At 64.3% G+C, this 17,170-nt stretch carries 19 protein-coding genes; 8 read left to right on the top strand and 11 right to left on the bottom strand.

All coding sequences use genetic code 11. The features are described from left to right. Positions 1 to 2: 2 nt before the first annotated feature. The 4 genes from F600_RS0100210 to F600_RS0100195 are packed head-to-tail and all read right to left on the bottom strand — an operon-like array spanning position 3 to position 5,048. On the bottom strand, positions 3 to 1,244 hold the full coding sequence (locus tag F600_RS0100210; RefSeq protein WP_018158556.1) for a cytochrome P450: 1,242 nt from the start codon (positions 1,242 to 1,244) through the stop codon (positions 3 to 5). A 56-nt stretch (positions 1,245 to 1,300) separates the two neighbouring features. After that, the gene (locus F600_RS0100205) at positions 1,301 to 2,254 is read right to left on the bottom strand and encodes a PDR/VanB family oxidoreductase (RefSeq protein WP_018158555.1); all 954 of its coding nucleotides are present in this window, start codon (positions 2,252 to 2,254) and stop codon (positions 1,301 to 1,303) included. Next, positions 2,251 to 3,669, bottom strand: a complete 1,419-nt coding sequence (locus F600_RS0100200) for a wax ester/triacylglycerol synthase family O-acyltransferase (RefSeq protein ID WP_018158554.1) — start codon at positions 3,667 to 3,669, stop codon at positions 2,251 to 2,253. The genes F600_RS0100205 and F600_RS0100200 overlap by 4 nt, the downstream gene beginning before the upstream one ends. After that, a complete protein-coding gene (locus tag F600_RS0100195; protein WP_018158553.1) occupies positions 3,669 to 5,048 on the bottom strand; it encodes an aldehyde dehydrogenase family protein in 1,380 nt (459 codons plus the stop codon). The genes F600_RS0100200 and F600_RS0100195 overlap by 1 nt, the downstream gene beginning before the upstream one ends. 136 nt (positions 5,049 to 5,184) lie before the next feature. On the opposite strand from F600_RS0100195, the gene F600_RS0100190 reads away from it, so the two are divergent. Continuing rightward, positions 5,185 to 6,012, top strand: coding sequence for an SDR family oxidoreductase (locus F600_RS0100190; protein ID WP_018158552.1), 828 nt, complete (start codon positions 5,185 to 5,187; stop codon positions 6,010 to 6,012). A gap of 11 nt (positions 6,013 to 6,023) precedes the next feature. Here F600_RS0100190 and F600_RS0100185 read toward each other — a convergent pair whose 3' ends face one another. Together F600_RS0100185 and F600_RS0100180 are read right to left on the bottom strand one after the other, a co-directional pair. Continuing rightward, entirely contained in the window at positions 6,024 to 6,695 is a 672-nt protein-coding gene (locus F600_RS0100185) for a Rieske (2Fe-2S) protein (protein WP_018158551.1), read from the bottom strand. Further along, positions 6,692 to 7,249 carry an RNA polymerase sigma factor gene (locus F600_RS0100180; RefSeq protein WP_040629857.1) on the bottom strand — a complete coding sequence of 186 codons (558 nt, stop codon included), beginning with the start codon at positions 7,247 to 7,249 and terminating at the stop codon, positions 6,692 to 6,694. Before F600_RS0100180 ends, F600_RS0100185 begins: the two co-directional genes overlap by 4 nt. 137 nt (positions 7,250 to 7,386) lie before the next feature. On the opposite strand from F600_RS0100180, the gene F600_RS0100175 reads away from it, so the two are divergent. Genes F600_RS0100175 through F600_RS0100165 form a run of 3 tightly spaced genes read left to right on the top strand, consistent with a single transcriptional unit; the run spans position 7,387 to position 9,178 of the window. Further along, positions 7,387 to 7,842 (top strand): cupredoxin domain-containing protein, encoded by a 456-nt coding sequence (locus F600_RS0100175; RefSeq protein ID WP_306304194.1) that lies wholly within the window; start codon positions 7,387 to 7,389, stop codon positions 7,840 to 7,842. Continuing rightward, a complete protein-coding gene (locus tag F600_RS0100170) occupies positions 7,839 to 8,801 on the top strand; it encodes a metallophosphoesterase family protein (protein WP_018158548.1) in 963 nt (320 codons plus the stop codon). The genes F600_RS0100175 and F600_RS0100170 overlap by 4 nt, the downstream gene beginning before the upstream one ends. Beyond that, positions 8,798 to 9,178, top strand: a complete 381-nt coding sequence (locus F600_RS0100165; RefSeq protein ID WP_018158547.1) for a hypothetical protein — start codon at positions 8,798 to 8,800, stop codon at positions 9,176 to 9,178. The genes F600_RS0100170 and F600_RS0100165 overlap by 4 nt, the downstream gene beginning before the upstream one ends. Here the strand turns inward: F600_RS0100165 and F600_RS0100160 are convergent. From F600_RS0100160 to F600_RS0100145, 4 genes are read right to left on the bottom strand one after another with little or no spacing between them, the layout of a single operon-like run. Next, positions 9,168 to 10,307, bottom strand: a complete 1,140-nt coding sequence (locus tag F600_RS0100160) for an acyl-CoA dehydrogenase family protein (RefSeq protein WP_018158546.1) — start codon at positions 10,305 to 10,307, stop codon at positions 9,168 to 9,170. The genes F600_RS0100165 and F600_RS0100160 overlap by 11 nt on opposite strands. A gap of 17 nt (positions 10,308 to 10,324) precedes the next feature. Then, positions 10,325 to 11,614, bottom strand: coding sequence for an acyl-CoA dehydrogenase family protein (locus tag F600_RS0100155; RefSeq protein WP_018158545.1), 1,290 nt, complete (start codon positions 11,612 to 11,614; stop codon positions 10,325 to 10,327). Between the two features lies 1 nt (position 11,615). Then, positions 11,616 to 12,368, bottom strand: coding sequence for an SDR family NAD(P)-dependent oxidoreductase (locus tag F600_RS0100150; RefSeq protein WP_018158544.1), 753 nt, complete (start codon positions 12,366 to 12,368; stop codon positions 11,616 to 11,618). 3 nt (positions 12,369 to 12,371) lie between these two features. Next, on the bottom strand, positions 12,372 to 13,412 hold the full coding sequence (locus F600_RS0100145; RefSeq protein ID WP_026305997.1) for a phosphotransferase family protein: 1,041 nt from the start codon (positions 13,410 to 13,412) through the stop codon (positions 12,372 to 12,374). A 69-nt stretch (positions 13,413 to 13,481) separates the two neighbouring features. Between F600_RS0100145 and F600_RS0100140 the strand changes: the two genes are divergently transcribed. Beyond that, on the top strand, positions 13,482 to 14,117 hold the full coding sequence (locus F600_RS0100140) for a TetR/AcrR family transcriptional regulator (RefSeq protein WP_018158542.1): 636 nt from the start codon (positions 13,482 to 13,484) through the stop codon (positions 14,115 to 14,117). Continuing rightward, positions 14,114 to 14,791, top strand: coding sequence for an enoyl-CoA hydratase/isomerase family protein (locus F600_RS26225; protein WP_018158541.1), 678 nt, complete (start codon positions 14,114 to 14,116; stop codon positions 14,789 to 14,791). Before F600_RS0100140 ends, F600_RS26225 begins: the two co-directional genes overlap by 4 nt. A 6-nt stretch (positions 14,792 to 14,797) precedes the next feature. Here the strand turns inward: F600_RS26225 and F600_RS0100130 are convergent, their stop codons facing one another. Further along, positions 14,798 to 15,694, bottom strand: a complete 897-nt coding sequence (locus tag F600_RS0100130; protein WP_018158540.1) for an alpha/beta fold hydrolase — start codon at positions 15,692 to 15,694, stop codon at positions 14,798 to 14,800. A gap of 98 nt (positions 15,695 to 15,792) precedes the next feature. Between F600_RS0100130 and F600_RS0100125 the strand changes: the two genes are divergently transcribed. Both F600_RS0100125 and F600_RS0100120 read left to right on the top strand, forming a co-directional pair. Next, entirely contained in the window at positions 15,793 to 16,116 is a 324-nt protein-coding gene (locus tag F600_RS0100125; RefSeq protein WP_026305995.1) for a GYD domain-containing protein, read from the top strand. Positions 16,117 to 16,230: 114 nt separating this feature from the next. Next, positions 16,231 to 17,079: an MlaE family ABC transporter permease gene (locus F600_RS0100120; RefSeq protein WP_018158538.1), complete on the top strand. Its 849-nt coding sequence runs from the start codon at positions 16,231 to 16,233 to the stop codon at positions 17,077 to 17,079. The last annotated feature ends 91 nt before the right edge of the window (positions 17,080 to 17,170 follow it).

Genomic DNA, 17,170 nt, shown 5'->3' with positions numbered 1-17,170 from the left:
GCTCACAACTCCCGCTTGCCCGGGGTGAAGGTGACCGGCATGGACGTCAGTTCGTTCGAGAAGCCCGACTGGAGGCGGGTGATCGGGCCGGCGATCTGCATGTCCGGAAGGCGGCGGATCAGCTCTTCGAACAGGACCTTGAGCTCGAGCTTGGCGAGCTGGTTACCGAGGCAGAAGTGCGCGCCGCCGCCGCCGAAGGCCAGGTGAGCGGCCTTTTCCCGGGAGACGTCGAAGCGAGTCGGGTCGGCGTTGAGCTCCGGGTCCCGCGAGCCGGCGGGGTACCACATCACGACACGCTCACCCTTCTTCAGCTCGTGGCCACCGACGGTGGTGTCCTGCGTGACGACACGCGCGAAGTGCTGGACCGGAGTGACCCAGCGCAGCATCTCCTCGACCGCATTGACGAATGTCGCTTCACCGTTGATGAGCTTCTCGCGCTCGGCTGGGTTCTCGATGAGCGCCCGCATGCCTCCCGACGCGGTGTTGCGGGTGGTGTCGTTGCCCGCGAACATCAGCAGGCCGAAGAACAGCGAAACCTCGGTGTCCGAGAGCTTCTGGCCGTCAACCTCGGCGTGCACGAGCCGTGAAACGAGGTCGTCGCCCGGGTTCTCCTTGCGCGCTGCGGTGATCCCGCCCAGGTAGCCGCCGATTTCCATGAGCGCACCGAGTCCGAGCTCGGGGTTCGCGGTTGCCGCTGCCAGCGACAGACGGTTCGTCCACTCGAACAGCTGGCGGCGGTCCTCGACTGGCACGCCGAGCATGTCCGCGATGACGATGAGTGGAAGCTCGACCGCGATCTCGTCGACGAAGTCGCACTCCCCGCGCTCGATGACGTTGTCGATGAGCCGGTTCACGGTCTCCCGAATCTGGGCTTCCTTCTGGCGGATCAGCTTCGGCGTGAACACTGCCTGGACGATGTTGCGCTGGTTGGTGTGCCGAGGCGCGTCCATGACCAGGATGATTTCGCGCATCACCTCGATCGGAGCCGGCCCTTGCAGCGTCGTGAACACGCCGCCGGTCGCCGACGAGAAGGTCACCGCGTCGCGGCTGATCGCCTGGATGTCGGCGGCTTTGGTGAAGTTCCAGAAGCCGGGCTCGGCGCTGTCTGTCAAGGCGTTCCAGTGCGGGCCGGCCTGGGCACGCATCCGCTCGAACAGCTCGTGCGGCGGGCCGTCGTGGAAGTTGGACAGGTCGGTCAGGTCGACTTTCGCGAGGTCGATGTCAGCGGGCGTTGCAGTGGTCATGGCAGTGGGCTCCTTCAGGAGTGGTTGGGCTGGGGCGAAGGCGTACGGGCAGGTACTCATAGGTCGAGCACCAACTTCTCGGTGCGGGACCGAGAGACACAGGGCAGCATCACGTTTCCGCAGGCACGTTGGGCCGGCGTGAGCATCGAGTCACGGTGGTCGGGAGTGCCTTCGAGCACGCGCACCTGGCACGTGCCGCATACGCCCTCGAGGCACGACGACATGATGTCGACGTCGGCGTCTTCGAGGGCCTCGAGCATCGAGACACCTGGTTCGACATCGACCGTGACGCCGGAGCGCTGGCAGACGACCTTGAAACTGTCGAGTCCCTCCGGCTCGGCGGCGGGGGCCTTCGCGGCGAATCGTTCGAGGTGCAGAGCGCCCTCGGGCCATGGGCTGCAGAACTTCTCCACCGCGTCGAGCAACGGACTCGGGCCGCAGCAGTACACGAGCGTGTCGGCCTGCGGGTGTCGCAGTGCGCCTTCGAGATCGAAGAACGCGCCGCGCTGGTCGTCGGCCCAGAGCGTCACCTTGTCGCCGTATGTCTCGCGCAGGTCGTGCGCGAAGGCCATCGTGGTGGCGGTCCGACCGAGGTAGACCAACGACCAGTCAGCACCCGCTCGCTCCGCGGCGGCGATCATCGGCATCATCGGCGTGATTCCGATGCCGCCTGCGATGAACAGGTACCGCGGTGATTCGACGAGTTCGAAGTTGTTGCGCGGGCCGCGAACTGTGACCGAGGCGCCCTCATAGAGACGCTCGTGGACGTGCTGGGAGCCGCCCCGACTCATCGGGTCGAGCAGCACGCCGATCTGCCACTTCTCGGTGGAGCCCGGGTCGCCGCACAGCGAATACTGCCGAACGAGGCCGTCGCCAAGGATGAGGTCGACGTGTGCACCCGGGGCCCACGAGGGAAGATCCGCGCCGGCGAGTTCGAGTGTCACAACTGCATCGGCAACCTGTCGTCGGGTCGCGACCTTCAGTTGGGTGGTGAATTCGTCGCTGGTCATTTCGGAGTCCTTTCACTGGTGGCGACGAGTGCGGCAAAGTCGGCGATTTCGCGGTGGAAGTCCCCGACAAGGTCCCAGCCGTCGGGCAGGGCGACGGAATCGCCGACGATTCCGATGTCGAGGCCGCCCTGGTAGCTGACGACGGTGATGTTCAGTGCGAACGAGTCGAAAATGACGCTGAGCGGGAAGGTTGCGATGAGCGGTGCCCCCGCGAGGGTCAGCTGCACCGGCGGTCCGGCGACGTTCGAGACAACGAGATTCACCGGGGGTGTATCCAACCGAGAGGAGATGAGGTCCATCAGTCGCCGGGCCGCGATCCCGAAGATCGGGGACGGAATCGGATCGTTGACGTCCGCGAGCAAGGTCGGCGATGCCTGTTGCGTGCGGTGCTTCGCCGCCTTCATCGCGTGGTGGGCGAACTCGAGGCGGGACTTCAGGTTTGGAAGATGCGTCGGGAGCGGCGCAATGATCGACCCGATCGAATTTCCGAAGTCGCCATACGCTTCGGGCGCGCGGGTCGAGATCGGGATATAGGCGACCAATGGCGTGTCGGGAAGTTCGCCCGTAGCCAGCAGTCGACGTCGCAACGCACCTGCGCACAGGGCGATGACCACGTCATTGACCGTGAACCCGTATTCGTTCTTCACGGCTTTGATCACGTCGAGCGGAAGGGTCCCGAAGGCCAGCGAACGATGGGGCGACAGCTTCGTCGTGAACCGGGTGCGGGGTGCATCGAGGCGCGGAGAATCGTCTCCGCCACGCCAACGACTGGCGATCGTGTGCACCCCGGGAAGCGCCCGCAATGGCGGCACCAGGTCGAGGTGCCCGAGCAGCTGCGGAGTCGCACGAAGTGCTCGGAGCCAGCGCATCGGCAACGTCGCCAGGCCCGACAGCGCCAACTCCGTTTGGCTGGCATGGACCTCGTCGACCACCGCCGGAGATGAGGCCAGCGGTTCTGGGCCGTCCACCAAAGCGCCGAGGATCTTCGTCGCGGAGATCCCGTCCGCGACGGCATGATGCAGCGTGAACACGACCGCCGTCCGGCCGGGAAGTCCGTGGAAGACGTGCAGTCTCCACAGCGGGCGGTCGCGTTCCAGTTTGGTGGCGAGAATCTGTCCGGCTTCGACTGCAAGGCCCATGTCGTCTGCGCGTTCCAGCGTCGACTCGGTGACGTGGTCATCGAGATCGACGGTGGCTTCGACGAAGACCGGGTAGTCGAGTCCGAAGGGAACTTCGACGACTTTCCAGCGCATCGGCGGGCAGGTCCGGACGACGTTCTCGAGTCGCTCAACCAGCACGGCCTTGTCGATCGTGTGGCCGGTGGTGTCGAACATCAGCAGTCCGCAGTACTGCGAGCCGAAGTTCGCGCCTTCGGCTGCCAGGAACTGGGTGTCGAGACTTGAAAGTCGCTTCATCAGAAAACCTTCCGCATGAGCTTGGTCGCGAACGTGGAGTAGGGCGGGTAGAACATCAGCGGGTCCGGGAACGTCCGCTTGGCGAGCACCGAGCGGCGATGGCTCATCGCCTCGAAGCCCCATTGGCCGTGGTAGGCGCCCATTCCGCTGGCACCCACTCCCCCGAAGGGCAATTGCGGCACGAGGTAGTGCATGGCGCAGTGGTTGACGACCGCGCCGCCCGACGGGACTCGGTCGATGAATGACTCGGCGCGCTTGGACGATGCGGTGAACACGTACATCGCGAGCGGCTTGTCCCGGCCGTTGATGAACTCGACGGCGGCGTCGATCGAACTGACCGTCAGCACGGGCAGGATCGGCCCGAAGATCTCCTCGGTCATGACGCGGTCGTCGGCCGCGGGGTTGACGATGACACTCGGCTCGATGCGGAGCTGGTCGCGGTCCGAACCGCCACCGACGACGACCTTGCCGCTGGTCTCCTTGAGGACCGCCGTCAAGCGATCGAACTGGCGCTCGTTGACGATCGGCTGCGCGAACTGCGGCTGCGCGGATCGCATCTGCGTCAAGTTCTCGACGATCTTCTCGGTCAACTCACTGGCGATCGACTTCTCGGCAAGCACGTAGTCCGGCGCGATGCAGGTCTGCCCCGAGTTGAGCAGCTTCACCCATGCGATCCGGCGCGCGGCGACATCGATGTCGGCATCGGCGGCCACGATGACCGGGCTCTTGCCGCCCAGCTCGAGGGTCACCGGAGTGAGTGTCGGTGCGGCGGCGGCCATGATCTTCTTGCCGACTTCGGTGCCACCCGTGAAGAGTGCATGGTCGAAGCCCTCGGCGAGCAGCGCCTGAGTGACGACGGCATCGCCCTCGACGACCTGGATCGCCGAGCTGTCCAGATATCGCGGCAGGTACTTCGCGAGCACTGCCGAGGTTGCCGGGGCAAGTTCAGACGGCTTGACGACCGCGCAGTTGCCAGCCGAAACCGCGGCGATGAGCGGGCCCAGGCTCAGACCGAGCGGGTAGTTCCAGGGACCAATGATGAGGACGACACCCAGCGGGTCGTACTGGATCCATGCCTTGCTGGGAAGCTGGCTTGCCGGAACCCGGATGCTGCGCTTGCGCATCCATTTCTTGAGGTTCTTTCGTGCGTATTCGGCTTCGGCTTTCGCGCCGGCGATGTCGCCGAGCCAGGCGTCAAACGCGGACCGGCCGAGGTCGGCGGCGAGAGCGTCCGCGATCGCATCTTCTTGTTCATCGCAGAATCGCTCGATTCCACGCAGCTGCTCAATCCGCCACTTGAGAGAACGTGTGCGGCCGGTGGCGAACACAGCGCGCAGCGACGGCAGAACACCTTCGGTTGTGGTGTGAGATCGGGTCATTGTGTGACCGCCTTCGGGGCTCGTTCAGATGTAACATCACTTACATTACATACGACCAATTGCTCCCACAACCCTTGCGGACAAATCAAATGTAAATTACGTTATGTTTCATATCCCGCATCAAAGGAGTGCCGTCATGGGCAAGAAGTCGCTGCAAGGAAGCCGTATCGCCATCACCGGAGCTGGCCGAGGAATCGGGCTCGCCACCGCCAAGGAACTCCACCGTCGTGGTGCGCTTGTCGTCATCGGCGACGTCGATGAGAGTTCCGCAGTCGCGGCGGCGAAGAGCATCGGACCCGGGGCGGAAGGTTTCGCGGTCGACGTTGCCGACTACGAGTCCTTCGCGCTTTTCCACCAGAACGCGACCACCAACGGGCCGCTCGACGTGCTCATCAACAACGCCGGAATCATGCCGATCGGGCACTTCCTGGACCAGTCCCCCGACACACACCGCCGTGCGGTTCAGATCAACATCCTGGGTGCGATCAACGGCATGCACCTGGCGCTGCCGAGCATGGTCGCCAACGGGCGGGGGCACATCATCAACATCGCCTCCACCGCGGGCAAGACCCCGGTCCCCGGCGGACTCACCTACTGCGGCACGAAGTCCGCGGTGATCGCGCTCACCGAGACAGCCCGGGTCGAATTCGCCGGCACGGGAGTCGAATTCACCTGCGTCATGCCGAGCTTCACCAACACCGAGCTCATCTCGGGCACCAAGGGCATGAAGCTGATCCCGACCGTCGAGCCGGAGGACGTCGCCGACGCCATCGCCCGCGTCATAGCGCGCCCCAAGGCTGACGTCTTCGTGCCGCAGATCGTCGGAACCATCCTCAAGCCCCAGCCACTACTCGGCCGCGGACTGCGGGACTGGTTCAACCACATCCTCGGCGCTGACAAGGCATTTCTGGACGTCGACGCAAAGGCCCGATCCGGATACGAGAACCGGATCAGCCACGACTGACGCGCTACCGGTCAAGCGGGTTCGACGGGCGCGAAAACCTCGACAGTCCCATCGGACTCGCGTGTGCGTAGTCGCGGCAACGGTGGTGGCGCGACCGGTAGTTGATGCGTCTTCACCTTCCCGTCCAGCGCGAACGAGGTCCGATGGCACGGGCACCGAAGTTGCTGGTCGGGAGCGTCGAGCCACAGTTTGCAGCCTTGATGCGTACAGATGCCCGACAACGCGACAGCTTCACCGTCGACGCGGCGCACGAAGCCCGCAACCGAGCCCACGTTGAACGGCATGGTCTGTCCTTCGCCGAGGTCCGTGCTGGCGGCGACCGCCTGCCACGTTCCGGACTCGGGGTTGATTTCTGCCTGTTCGGTGTTTCCAGACGTGTTGCTCGTGAGTGCCGAGTCGACCACGACCGTCGCCGCGACGGCAGCGGCCGCAGCGGAAGCACCGACGATCGCCTCCCGCCGAGTCGGGAGCCAGCCTGGCCGCTTCGACGACTTATCGTCCGCGAGTTGCCGGTGCAGACGCGTGACGAACTCCTCGCTCGGTGTTCCGCCACCCGGTCGGCTGGCCCGAAGTTCGACCGCGATCTGCATCTCTTCGGCGTCGAGGTCGTCGGGGCGCCCGCGCTGAATCGGGCGGCCCGCCAGCAGGTCATCGACAAATCGGCGCACGGTTCGTCTGATCACTGCATGCCTCCCTTCCGGTTCTGCGCTGCCAGCCGTAATGCCCGGTGCTGGAGGACCTTCGCATTGGAAATCGTCACTCCGAGCGCTGCTGCCGCGTCCTTGATGCTGTATCCCTGCAGGAACCGTAGGTCGAGGATCGTGCGGTAGTTGTCGGGAAGCGTATCGAGAACCTCGGTGGCCAGACGCTCGGTCGAGACATCTATGACGGGATCGTCGGTGTCCGCTTCGACGACGTCCATGTCGATCGCGGTGATTTCGCGACCCATCCGATCCCGCCAGAACGCCGCAAGCGTCGTGCGTGCCGTCGCCTTCAGATAGGCGCGCACTTCGGCAACCGGAACGGTGAGCCGAAGCGGTCGCAGCGCGCTCAGAAAGACATCGGTCGTGAGGTCTTCGGCGTCGCTACGGTTGCCGACCTTCAAGAACATGAGCTGGTAGATCCACCCGATGTTGTCCCGGTAGACGGCGTCCCAGTCGGGATAGCAGTCGTCGGACACGGCTCGGAGCTTACGCGTGCCCGGGTCGGTAGACAGCCTGCGCTGCTCACCCAACATCGATAGCCGCCCTCCGATTGTTCGTACCCGCTTATAGGTATGGACGCGGGTTACACGAGCGGTCTGTAACCCGCATTCCTAGCTGTTCATGAGCGCATCCACACAGATGTGGGGCGCTGATCAGTCGGGAGGAAACGATGAATCGAACACGACGATGGGCGGTATTCGCGGGCCTTGGAGTCACCGCACTCGGGCTCAGTGCCTGCGGCAGTTCCGGTACCCAAACAGTCACGCCGACACCTGTTTTCGCGGCGGGCTCAGCCACTCCCGGCATGCCGGGGATGGGTGCGATGCCGTCGATGGCCATAACTCAGGCCGCAGCACCGTCGAGCGCTCCCGAAGGCCCGAACGTCATCAGCATCACGAACTTCGCATTCGGACCCGAGACGCTGACCGTGCCGGTCGGCACCACGGTGACGTGGATCAATCACGACGAGGAACCGCACACCGTCGCCAGCGACGACGGCACGTTCCACTCCCCGGGCATGGACACCGGTGGCACCTACAGCTTCACGTTCACCAAGGCCGGCACCTACCAGTACATCTGCTCGATCCACCCGTTCATGAAGGCATCGGTGGTGGTGACCCCATGAACGCGAACCTCGACCCCGTGGACGATCTCGATCCGCGCGATCCGCGCACCATGAGCCGGCGGCAGCTTCTTCGGCACACCGCCTGGTTCGGAGCGGCGGTCGGCCTCACCGTCGTCGGCGGTGAAGTGATCTCGCATGTCGCGGGTTCGGCACCCGCTGTCGCCGGGCGACCTGCGCTGAGGTTTGCCCAGGTCAGCGACAGTCATATCGGCTTCCACGGCCCGGCCAACCTCGATGTCGGCGCGACCTTCTCCGAGGCGATCCATCAGGTGAACTCGCTCGGCTACACCCCGGACTTCGTCATCCACACCGGCGATCTCACCCATCTGGCGACGCCCGAACAGTTCGACCGGGTCAAACAGATGATGTCCGGCCTATCGACCCCGCACATCTTCACCGTGCCGGGTGAGCACGACTCCACCGACGACGCCGGCCAGCGGTATCGCTCCGTCTTCGGAAACGGCACGCACGGCGACGGTTGGTACAGCTTCGACATCGCCGGAGTCCACGTCATCGGACTGGTCAACACCCTCAACCTGAAGCTGCTGGGCCATCTCGGCACCGATCAGATCGACTTCGTCCGCAAAGACGTCGCGGGACTGTCATCCGATACGCCGATCATCGTGTTCAGCCATATTCCGCTGTTCGCGATGTATCCGTCGTGGGGGTGGGGAACCGACGACGCCGCACAAGTTCTGAGCTTCTTGCGCCGGTTCTCGTCGGTGACCTGTCTCAACGGGCACGTGCACCAACTGTTTTCGAAGACCGACGGCAACATCACCTTTTACAGCGGGACGACGACGGCCTATCCGCTCCCCGCCCCCGGGACTTCGGGCATCGCGGTTCCCAAGCCGCTCACCCTGCCCGCGGGAAAGCTGCACTCCGCACTCGGAATTCGTGAAGTGACCTACAAGCGCGGCGACCAGCGGCTTGCTGTCAAAGACGAGGCGTTGCTGTGAATACCAAAGTGGCTCTCCGGATCGCACTCGCGATCACGGTCGCGCTCAGTGCCAATATTCATGCCGATCTCTACGTCTCGGGTTACCGGTATGTGCACGTGATCGGGTTGCTGTTTCTCGTCCAGGCGGCCGCTGGCTTTGCCGTGGCCCTGCTGCTCGTGCTCGGTGCGCCGTGGACGTTCTACCTTGCGTCGCTGGGGCTCGCGGCGGGCAGCCTGGGCGGGTTCATCTTGTCGCGGACCGTCGGGGTGTTCGGGTTCACGGAAGTGGGTTGGCAGCCCGCACCCCAAGCCGCCATCTCCGTCGGCGCGGAGTTATGCACGATCGTGCTGGCGATGATCTGGCTGATTCCGCGAGCCCGGACCCTTATCCGGTGAACCCGTCGATCTGGGACAGCACGCGCATCATCACCTCGTCGGCGCCACCGCCGATGCTGAGCAGACGGCTGTCCCGGTAAGCCCGCGAGGTCCAGGTCTCGTCCATATAGCCGCTGCCGCCGTGCACCTGCAGGCACCAGTCGGCGACCTCACGGACCAGCGGCCCGACGATCATCTTCGCGATGGTCGCCTGGCGGACGACGTTCTTGCCCGCCACGTAGTCGGCGGCGATCGCCCGGTTGTAGACCTTGAGCATGTCGACCCGGCCGGCCAGACCGGAGTACTGGTAGGCCAAGAACTGGTTGGCGGCAATCGGCTTCCCGAAAATGTGCCGCTGAAGTGCATATTCCTTGGTGCGCTGCAGTTGGCGCGTGCACGACGTGGGTGCGCCGTAGGCGCCGAACATGCGCTCCATGACGAACTGCGACATTTGCTGCTGAAAGCCGCGGCCGATCTCGCCGATGGTGTTCGACACCGGAACACGAACGTCGTCGAAGGTGATGATGCCCGTGTCGGACGCATGCATGCCCAACTTCTCGAGCTTGTGAACCTCCACGCCGGGCGTCTTGCTCGGAATGATGACCTGGCTCATCCCCGCGTATCCGCCTTCGCCCGAGGTCCGGAGGAGCGTGCAGAACCAATCGGCCTGAAGAGCGTTGGTGATGTAGATCTTCGAGCCGTTGATGACCCAGTCGTCGCCCTCGCGACGGGCCGAGGTCTTGAGGCCCGCGACGTCCGAGCCAGCGTCGGGCTCGGTGACCGCGACGGCCGCGATCATCTCACCGCGCATCGCCGGAGCGAGGAATTCGCGCTTCAGTTCATCGCTGCCATGGGCATGGAGGGACGGCGTCGCCATCGCGATGTGCACACCGAACGCCATCGGGAAGGAGCCGTTGTCGACGCGGCCCAGCTCCTCGGCGAGCACGAGTGTGAACAGATGGTCGGCACCCTGGCCCTCGTACTCAGGGTCGTACTCGAGGCCCACGAACCCGAGCTTCGCCATGTCCGGAATGATTTCGTGCAACGGCATGAACTGCGCACGTTCCCACTCGTCGATGTGGGGATTGATCTTGTCTTCGATGTACCGGCGTACGGACTTGCGGAACTCTTCGTGTTCGGGAGTGAACATCGCGGGCTCTCCTTCGATTACTCGATGACGTCTATTCCATACCGTGCCTGCGCCGCCGCGGTGAGATCCGGCAGGAATTGCGTCGGCCAGTCGCCCCCGGCAGCCGAGTGGTGGCGCAGCACGCGCCGGGCGATGACGTCCTGATGGACTTCGGTGGGGCCATCCATGAGTCCGAATGTGGGCACGAGCTGCCACAATCTCGCCAACGGCGTCTCGTTGGACGCACCCAGCGCGCCGTGCAAATGCAGCGACCGCTCGACGACGTCGTGCACAACGCGAGCCATCTCAACCTTGCATCCGGAGACGTACTCCATTGCCGCGATGTGGCCGTTCGTGTCGATCTGCCAGGCGGCGTAGAGAACCAGCAATCGGAACTGCTCGATCTGAATCCACGAATCCGCGATCCCGGCCTTGACGATCGCGTTGTCGGCCAACGTTCCGCGGAACGTTTTGCGGGACAGCGCCCGCTCGCATTGCATGTCGAAAGCACGCTTGATCAGGCCGATCGTGCGCATTGCATGGTGCAGTCGACCGCCGGCGAGGCGAGCTTGGGCGAGGTAGAAGCCCTTGCCGCGCTCCCCCAGCAGGGCATCGGGTCCAACGCGAACGTCGGTGTAGCGCACGTGCGGATGCAGGCCGACTCCGAGCGGGTCACCGATGATGCCGGTCTCCCGAACCAGTTCGATCCCGGGGGTGTCCGTCGGCACGAGGAACATCGACATGCTCTCGCGTGGAGCCGCGTCCGGTTCGGTGACGGCCATGACGATGAGAAATGAGGCGTTCTTGGCGTTCGAGGTGAAGAACTTCTCGCCGTTGATGATCCAATCCTCGCCATCCTGGACGGCGTTCGTGCGGAACAGGCGCGGGTCGGCGCCGCCGTGCGGCTCGGTCATCGAGAACGCGGAGAACATCTCACCGGTGAGCAGAGGTTGGAGGTAGCGCTGCTTCTGGTCGTCGGTACCGAACATCGCGATGATCTCGGCGTTGCCAGTGTCCGGAGCCTGGACGCCGAAGATGATCGGTCCCCACCCGGTCCGGCCCAGGATCTCGTTGATGAGCGCGAGTTTGACCTGGCCGAATCCCTGGCCACCGAGTTCCGGACCGAGGTGGCACGCCCACAGGCCCTGCGCTTTCACCTTCTCCTGCAAAGGCCGGACGATCTCGGCGATCTTGCCCTCGACTGGGCGGTACATGAGGTGCTCGTCTTGATTGGTCAGGTTGTCGAGGGGCTCGACCTCCTCCCGGACGAACTGGTCCGCCCAGTCGAGCTTGGCCTGAAATTCGGGGTCAGTACTGAAGTCCCACATGTCATTTCACCCCGCCGTCGAGCCGAAGGATCGAACCGGTGCAGTAGCTCGCCGCATCGGAAACCAGGTACAGAGCAGCGCCGATGATTTCGTGCGGCTCGGCAACGCGGCCGAGGGCCGTGCCGGAAGCGATGAAATCGAACATGTCCGGCGTCCACGCCTTCGAGATGTCGGTGCGGAACGTGCCGCACATGATGGCGTTGACCCGCACCTTGGGGGCGAAGGTCTGCGCAAAGCCTTCGGTGAGCGAATTGAGCCCCGCCTTCGCCGCGGCGTACGGCAGGATCATCGGGTTCGGTCGGATCGAACCGACCGAGGAAATGTTCAGAATCGTGCCGCCGCTGTCGGCGGCCATGCGGGTGCCGATATTCGCGGACAGTCGGAACGGTCCCTTCAGATTGATCCCGAAGACTTTGTCGTACAACGCTTCCGAGACCTGGTCAACGCTGGGATAGAGCGGGGACATGCCGGCGTTGTTGACCAGAATGTCGACGCGCCCGAACTCGCCATAGACAGCCTCGACGAGGGCATCGCAGTCCGGCCAGTTGCCGACATTGCAGGCGATCGGCAGCGCTTTTCGACCGAATCGCTCGCGGACCTCGGTCGCGAGTTCTTCACAGTTGTCGAGCTTGCGGCTGGCGATGATGACGTCGGCGCCATGCTCCGCGAACGCCAGAACCATCTCTCGACCCAGGCCCCGGCTACCGCCGGTGACGAGCGCGACTTTGCCGCTCACATCGATGTCGATCGACACAGGTCAGAACCCTTCTTCGGTGAAACGTTGCGCCTGGGTAAGGAGCGCGACTGCCATCGAGTGCAGGAAATCGCCGACCGGCTTGGGCGCCTTTCCTGCACACGCGCGAGCGTGCGTGCCCTCGAGAATGACGGCCAACTTGAACGAGGCCATGACGGTGTACCAGAGCGCGTTGTCGACCGGTCGGTCGGCGACGGTGGCGTAATACCGCACGATTTCCGTTCGGGTGGGTAACCCACCGAGGTGGCCGAGTGCACCGCTCGTCGCGGACGCGGCGACATCGGCTGATGGCCACGTTGCGAGCAACCAACCAAGGTCCAGCAATGGGTCCCCCACCGTGGACATTTCCCAGTCCACGATCGCGGCGACCTCGGGACCGTCGTTCCGGAACATGAGGTTGGCTAGATGGAAGTCGCCGTGCATGATTCCCGGCTTGAATTCGTCCGGCTTGTTCGCGGTCAGCCATTCGGCGAGAGAGTCCACTTCAGGCAACTGATGGCCGTCGTACCCGTCGAGCTCGGCGTACTTGTCGAGCATTCGCAACCACTGCGGCACCTGCCGATCGAGAAATCCCTCGGGATGCCCGAAGTCGTCGAGTCCGACCTCGCTGGGATCGACCGACCCGAGCGCGGCCAACGCATCGACGACCTGGAAGCCCATCTGCCGACGGAGGTTCTCGTCAGAAGAATGCAGCTCCGGCAATCCGACTGATGCGTTGAAACCCTCGACCGGCTCCATGAGGTAGAACACCGCACCCAGCACGTTCTCGTCTGTCTCCGCGGCCACCAGCCGTGGTTTCGGAACGGGCGTATCTGCCAGCGCAGCAAGCACTTTGGCTTCCCGCCGCATCGCCTCGTTCGTGGTTGAGCGCAGATGCACCGGCCCGCGTCGCAGGACGAATCGCTTTCCGTCGCAGACGAACGAGAACATCAGGTTCTGGGTGCCGCCGCCGATGGGTGCGATGTCCTCGATCGGGCCCGCGGCAATGCCTTTGTCTTTCAGCCAGGATTCCAGAACCGTCCAGTCGACGGCAGATTGCTGCATGCCGGTCACTGTAAGCGCGCCCCGCTTTAATGGTCAATGCATCTGCATTAAATGTTCTAGGCTTTAGTTATGGAAACGCGGGACCGCCTGATCGCTGCAGCGGAACAGCTGTATGCCGCCCAGGGCATCGACGCGGTCAGCCTGCGCGAGATTCAGCGCGCTTCCGGCGTCAAGAACGCGGCCGCGATGCAGTACCACTTCGGGGACCGGGCCGGCCTCCTCACCGCCCTGCTCGACAAACACAGCCGCGATATCGAACAGCGTCGGCATGCACTACTCGACCGCTACGAAAACGGTGCATCGACAGACATCCGAGCGCTGGCCGAAGCCCTCGTTCTGCCGCTTGCCGCCAAACTTGCCGACCCCGATGGCGGCGAGGCTTACCTGCGCATCCAGGCCGATCTGCTGAACCGTCGCCAGCCTCTCCTGAGCGAAGTGCTCGAGAACAGTGGCGAAAGCATCATCCGATGGCGCAATCTCGTGGAGCCATTCCTCGACCCCACGGCCGCACAACTACACCGACGGTTCGTCGTCTTCCGCTTCGTGGTGTCGGAGTTGGCCCGTCGAGCGGCGACGGCGCCGCACACCAGCGATCGAGTCTTCATCTCTCAGCTCATCGATCTCGTGGCCGCAATGCTGCAGACCCCGGCATCCGACCAGACCCGCCAGCTCGCCGAGCAACGACGCGAACAGGAGACAGCATGACCACGCGGCTTATCGAGGTATCGAACACCGGCAGTGGGATCGCGACGATCACCCTCTCCTGGCCCGAACGCCGGAATGCGCTCTCGATCGCCATGCGTGATCAGATCAGCGACGCCTTGGACGATCTCGCGAAGGACGAGACCCTCAAGGTCGTTGTGCTGACGGGTTCTGGCAGCGTCTTCAGTGCGGGTTTCGACCTGCGCGAATTCAGCTCCGACGATCCTGACGTCCGCGACCGGCTGTGGCCGTCCAGCGACCGCTTCCACCACACGGTCCTGCGCTTTCCACTGCCGGTCGTGGCGGGAATCAACGGTCCGGCACTCGCCGGCGGTTTCGATCTCGCAGTTCTGTGCGATATCCGAATCGCCTCCACCGCAGCCACCTTCGCACATCCGGAACAGGCCTTCTCGGACGTCGTCTACGGCCCGTTGCATGACCTGGTGGGCGGCGCCGCCGCACGCTACCTCGCTATGACCGGCTACCGCATCGACGCCGAGGAAGCTCTCCGGATCGGGCTCGTCAGCGAGGTGTGCATTCCCGAGTTGCTGTCCTCGCGACTGACCGAGGTCGCGACCGACATCGCACGAGCTCCGCGCGAAGCGTTGATTCGCACGAAGGCCAAGGTGCTCCGCCGCCTCGACATCTCCTCCGAGACGCCGACGCTGGATTTGTAAAACTGCTCAGGACATCGCCGCCAAGCGACGAATCTCATCGTCGAAGAGTTCGGGCGTCTCGATGTTCGGGCAATGACCGACTCCCTCGAGTTCGACGAAGCGATGCAGATGGCCGGTACCGCGCAGGATGTCTGCGATGCGCGAACTGGCGAGCGGCGGCGTTGCCCGGTCGCGCGAGCCGACGAGCACGGTCGTCGGGACGTTGAGGTTCGCGACGCCCTCGTTGAGCTTGAGTCCGGTCAGAGCTGCGGTCCACGTGGACGAAACCCGCATGCCGACGCCGACCGAAAGCTGGAGCAGGAAATCGACCGCGCGCCACCCTGCGGCCGGCACCCACATCAGGCGGAAGACCCATCGCACCACGGGATTCGGCGGCACCGACGGCTGCGCTCGCCCGAGCACGCGGAACAACGGCCGGCGAATCCACGCGGCGCGGCCGGCGAACGGCAGGAGTTTGCTCGTGGCGTGGAATCGCTCGGCGATCGTGTTCGCGAGCAAGACCGCCGAGGCTCGCGTCGATACGTGGTCCGGGAACCGCTTAGCCCAGGCGAGCACCGAGATTCCACCAAAGCTGTGGCCGACGAGAATCGCGCGATCCCCGGCGGACAGGACCTCGGCGAGCACGGCTTCGAGATCAGCGGCCAGCGTCGGGGTGTCGACGCCGGCGCGGCCCATCGTCGAGCGCCCGAACCCACGCTGGTCATAAGCGACGACCCGAAACTGGGACGCGAGCGCGTTGATCTGCGGGTTCCAGTATTCGACGCGACCGCCGTGTCCATGCACCAAGACGATTGCCGGCGCGTCAGGCGACCCATAAGTCCGTACGTGCAGTCGCGCACTGTCGTCCGTCACGATCTCCGTGATCGTGAACGGAACATGGGGGTCGTGCAGCAACGCGGTCATCCGCCGACCCTATCCGCATTCTGAATCCATCTCCGCGCCCGGTCGTTTGCGGCAGGATTCGAAGGGACTGACTATCTCGCAACAGCTCGGGGGTCTCGATGGGTCGATACATGTGGCAAGTGCGATACACGGCGGAAGGTGCCCGCGGCCTTCTCTCCCAGGGTGGAACTGCGCGCAAGGCGGCGATCACCCAGATGGTCGAGAGCGTCGGGGGCCGCGTCGAGTCGGTTTACTACGCCTTCGGTCCGGACGATCTCATCGTCATCGGTGAGGTTCCGAACGAGGTCGCCGCGGCGGCCATGGCGATCCGGACGGCCGCATCGGGCTTCGCAGTGTCGCGCACAACCGAGTTGCTCACGCCCGAGCAGATCGATGCCGCCACGCAGCTCGACGTCGAATACACCCCGCCTGCCGGTTCTTAAATTGGTTACTGCTTTCGATCTCAACCGAGAGCAGTATTGAGTCAGAGATTCATCTGACTCGCTTCGCTGTGCCTGCACGACGGCAGGTTCAGCGGGGCATCACGGAGGGGGTCCGTGGTGGTCGCAACTAAAGGTTCTTCCGCCGGCGCCGCATTCGAGTGGACGAAGAAGTATTGGCGTGAACACCCACGCCAATCCCTCGAGACCGGCGGCCGCATGATCTCCATGGGCGGCGAATCCATCGCCACCCTCGCCCAAGACGTCTGGCAACGCAAATTCCCATTCGCCGAATTCATCCGCCAATGCGCCTTCATGTGCAGCGTCGCGGTCGTACCCACCCTCTTCGTCGCCATCCCCATCACCGTCACCATCCAAATCCAAGTCGGCGGCATCGTCAGCCAGGTCGGAGCCGACTCCTTCATCGGCGCCGCCACCGGCCTCGGCGTCCTCAGGCAAGGCGCACCCCTGGTCACCGTGCTCATGATCTCCGGCGCCGTCGGCTCCGCCATCTGCGCCGACCTCGGATCCCGCACCATCCGCGAAGAAATCGACGCCATGCGCGTCATGGGCGTGGACCCCATGCGCCGCCTCGTCGCCCCCCGCCTCGCCGCCGCCACCCTCGTCTCGGTGCTCCTGTGCGGCTGCGTCATCTTCGTCGCATTCCTGTGCGGCTACATGTTCACCGTCTTCGTCCAAGGCGGCGTCCCCGGCAGCTTCGTCACCGCCTTCGCCGCCTTCGCCCAAGCCAACGACCTCATCATCGCCCTGCTCAAAGCGTTGATCTTCGGCCTCCTGGCCGCGATCATCGCCTGCCACGCCGGACTATCCACCAAAGGCGGACCCGGCGGAGTCGCCAACTGCGTGAACACCGCCGTCGTCACCTCCGCGATCGTCCTATTCGCGGTCAACATCATCATCACCCAGGTCTACAACACCCTCTGGCCCTCGGAGATCGCAGGATGAGTCACGCCACCGAATACACCCCACCCCTGCTGCGGCCCCTCAAAGCCCTCAAAAGCCTCGGCAACGCCCCCAAATCCGGCACCGCCAAAGC

Source organism: Smaragdicoccus niigatensis DSM 44881 = NBRC 103563 (assembly GCF_000380645.1).
In the GTDB taxonomy this organism is placed as follows: domain Bacteria; phylum Actinomycetota; class Actinomycetes; order Mycobacteriales; family Mycobacteriaceae; genus Smaragdicoccus; species Smaragdicoccus niigatensis.
Note: the sequence above shows the minus strand (reverse complement) of the source record. Positions and strands in the feature narration are given on the sequence as shown.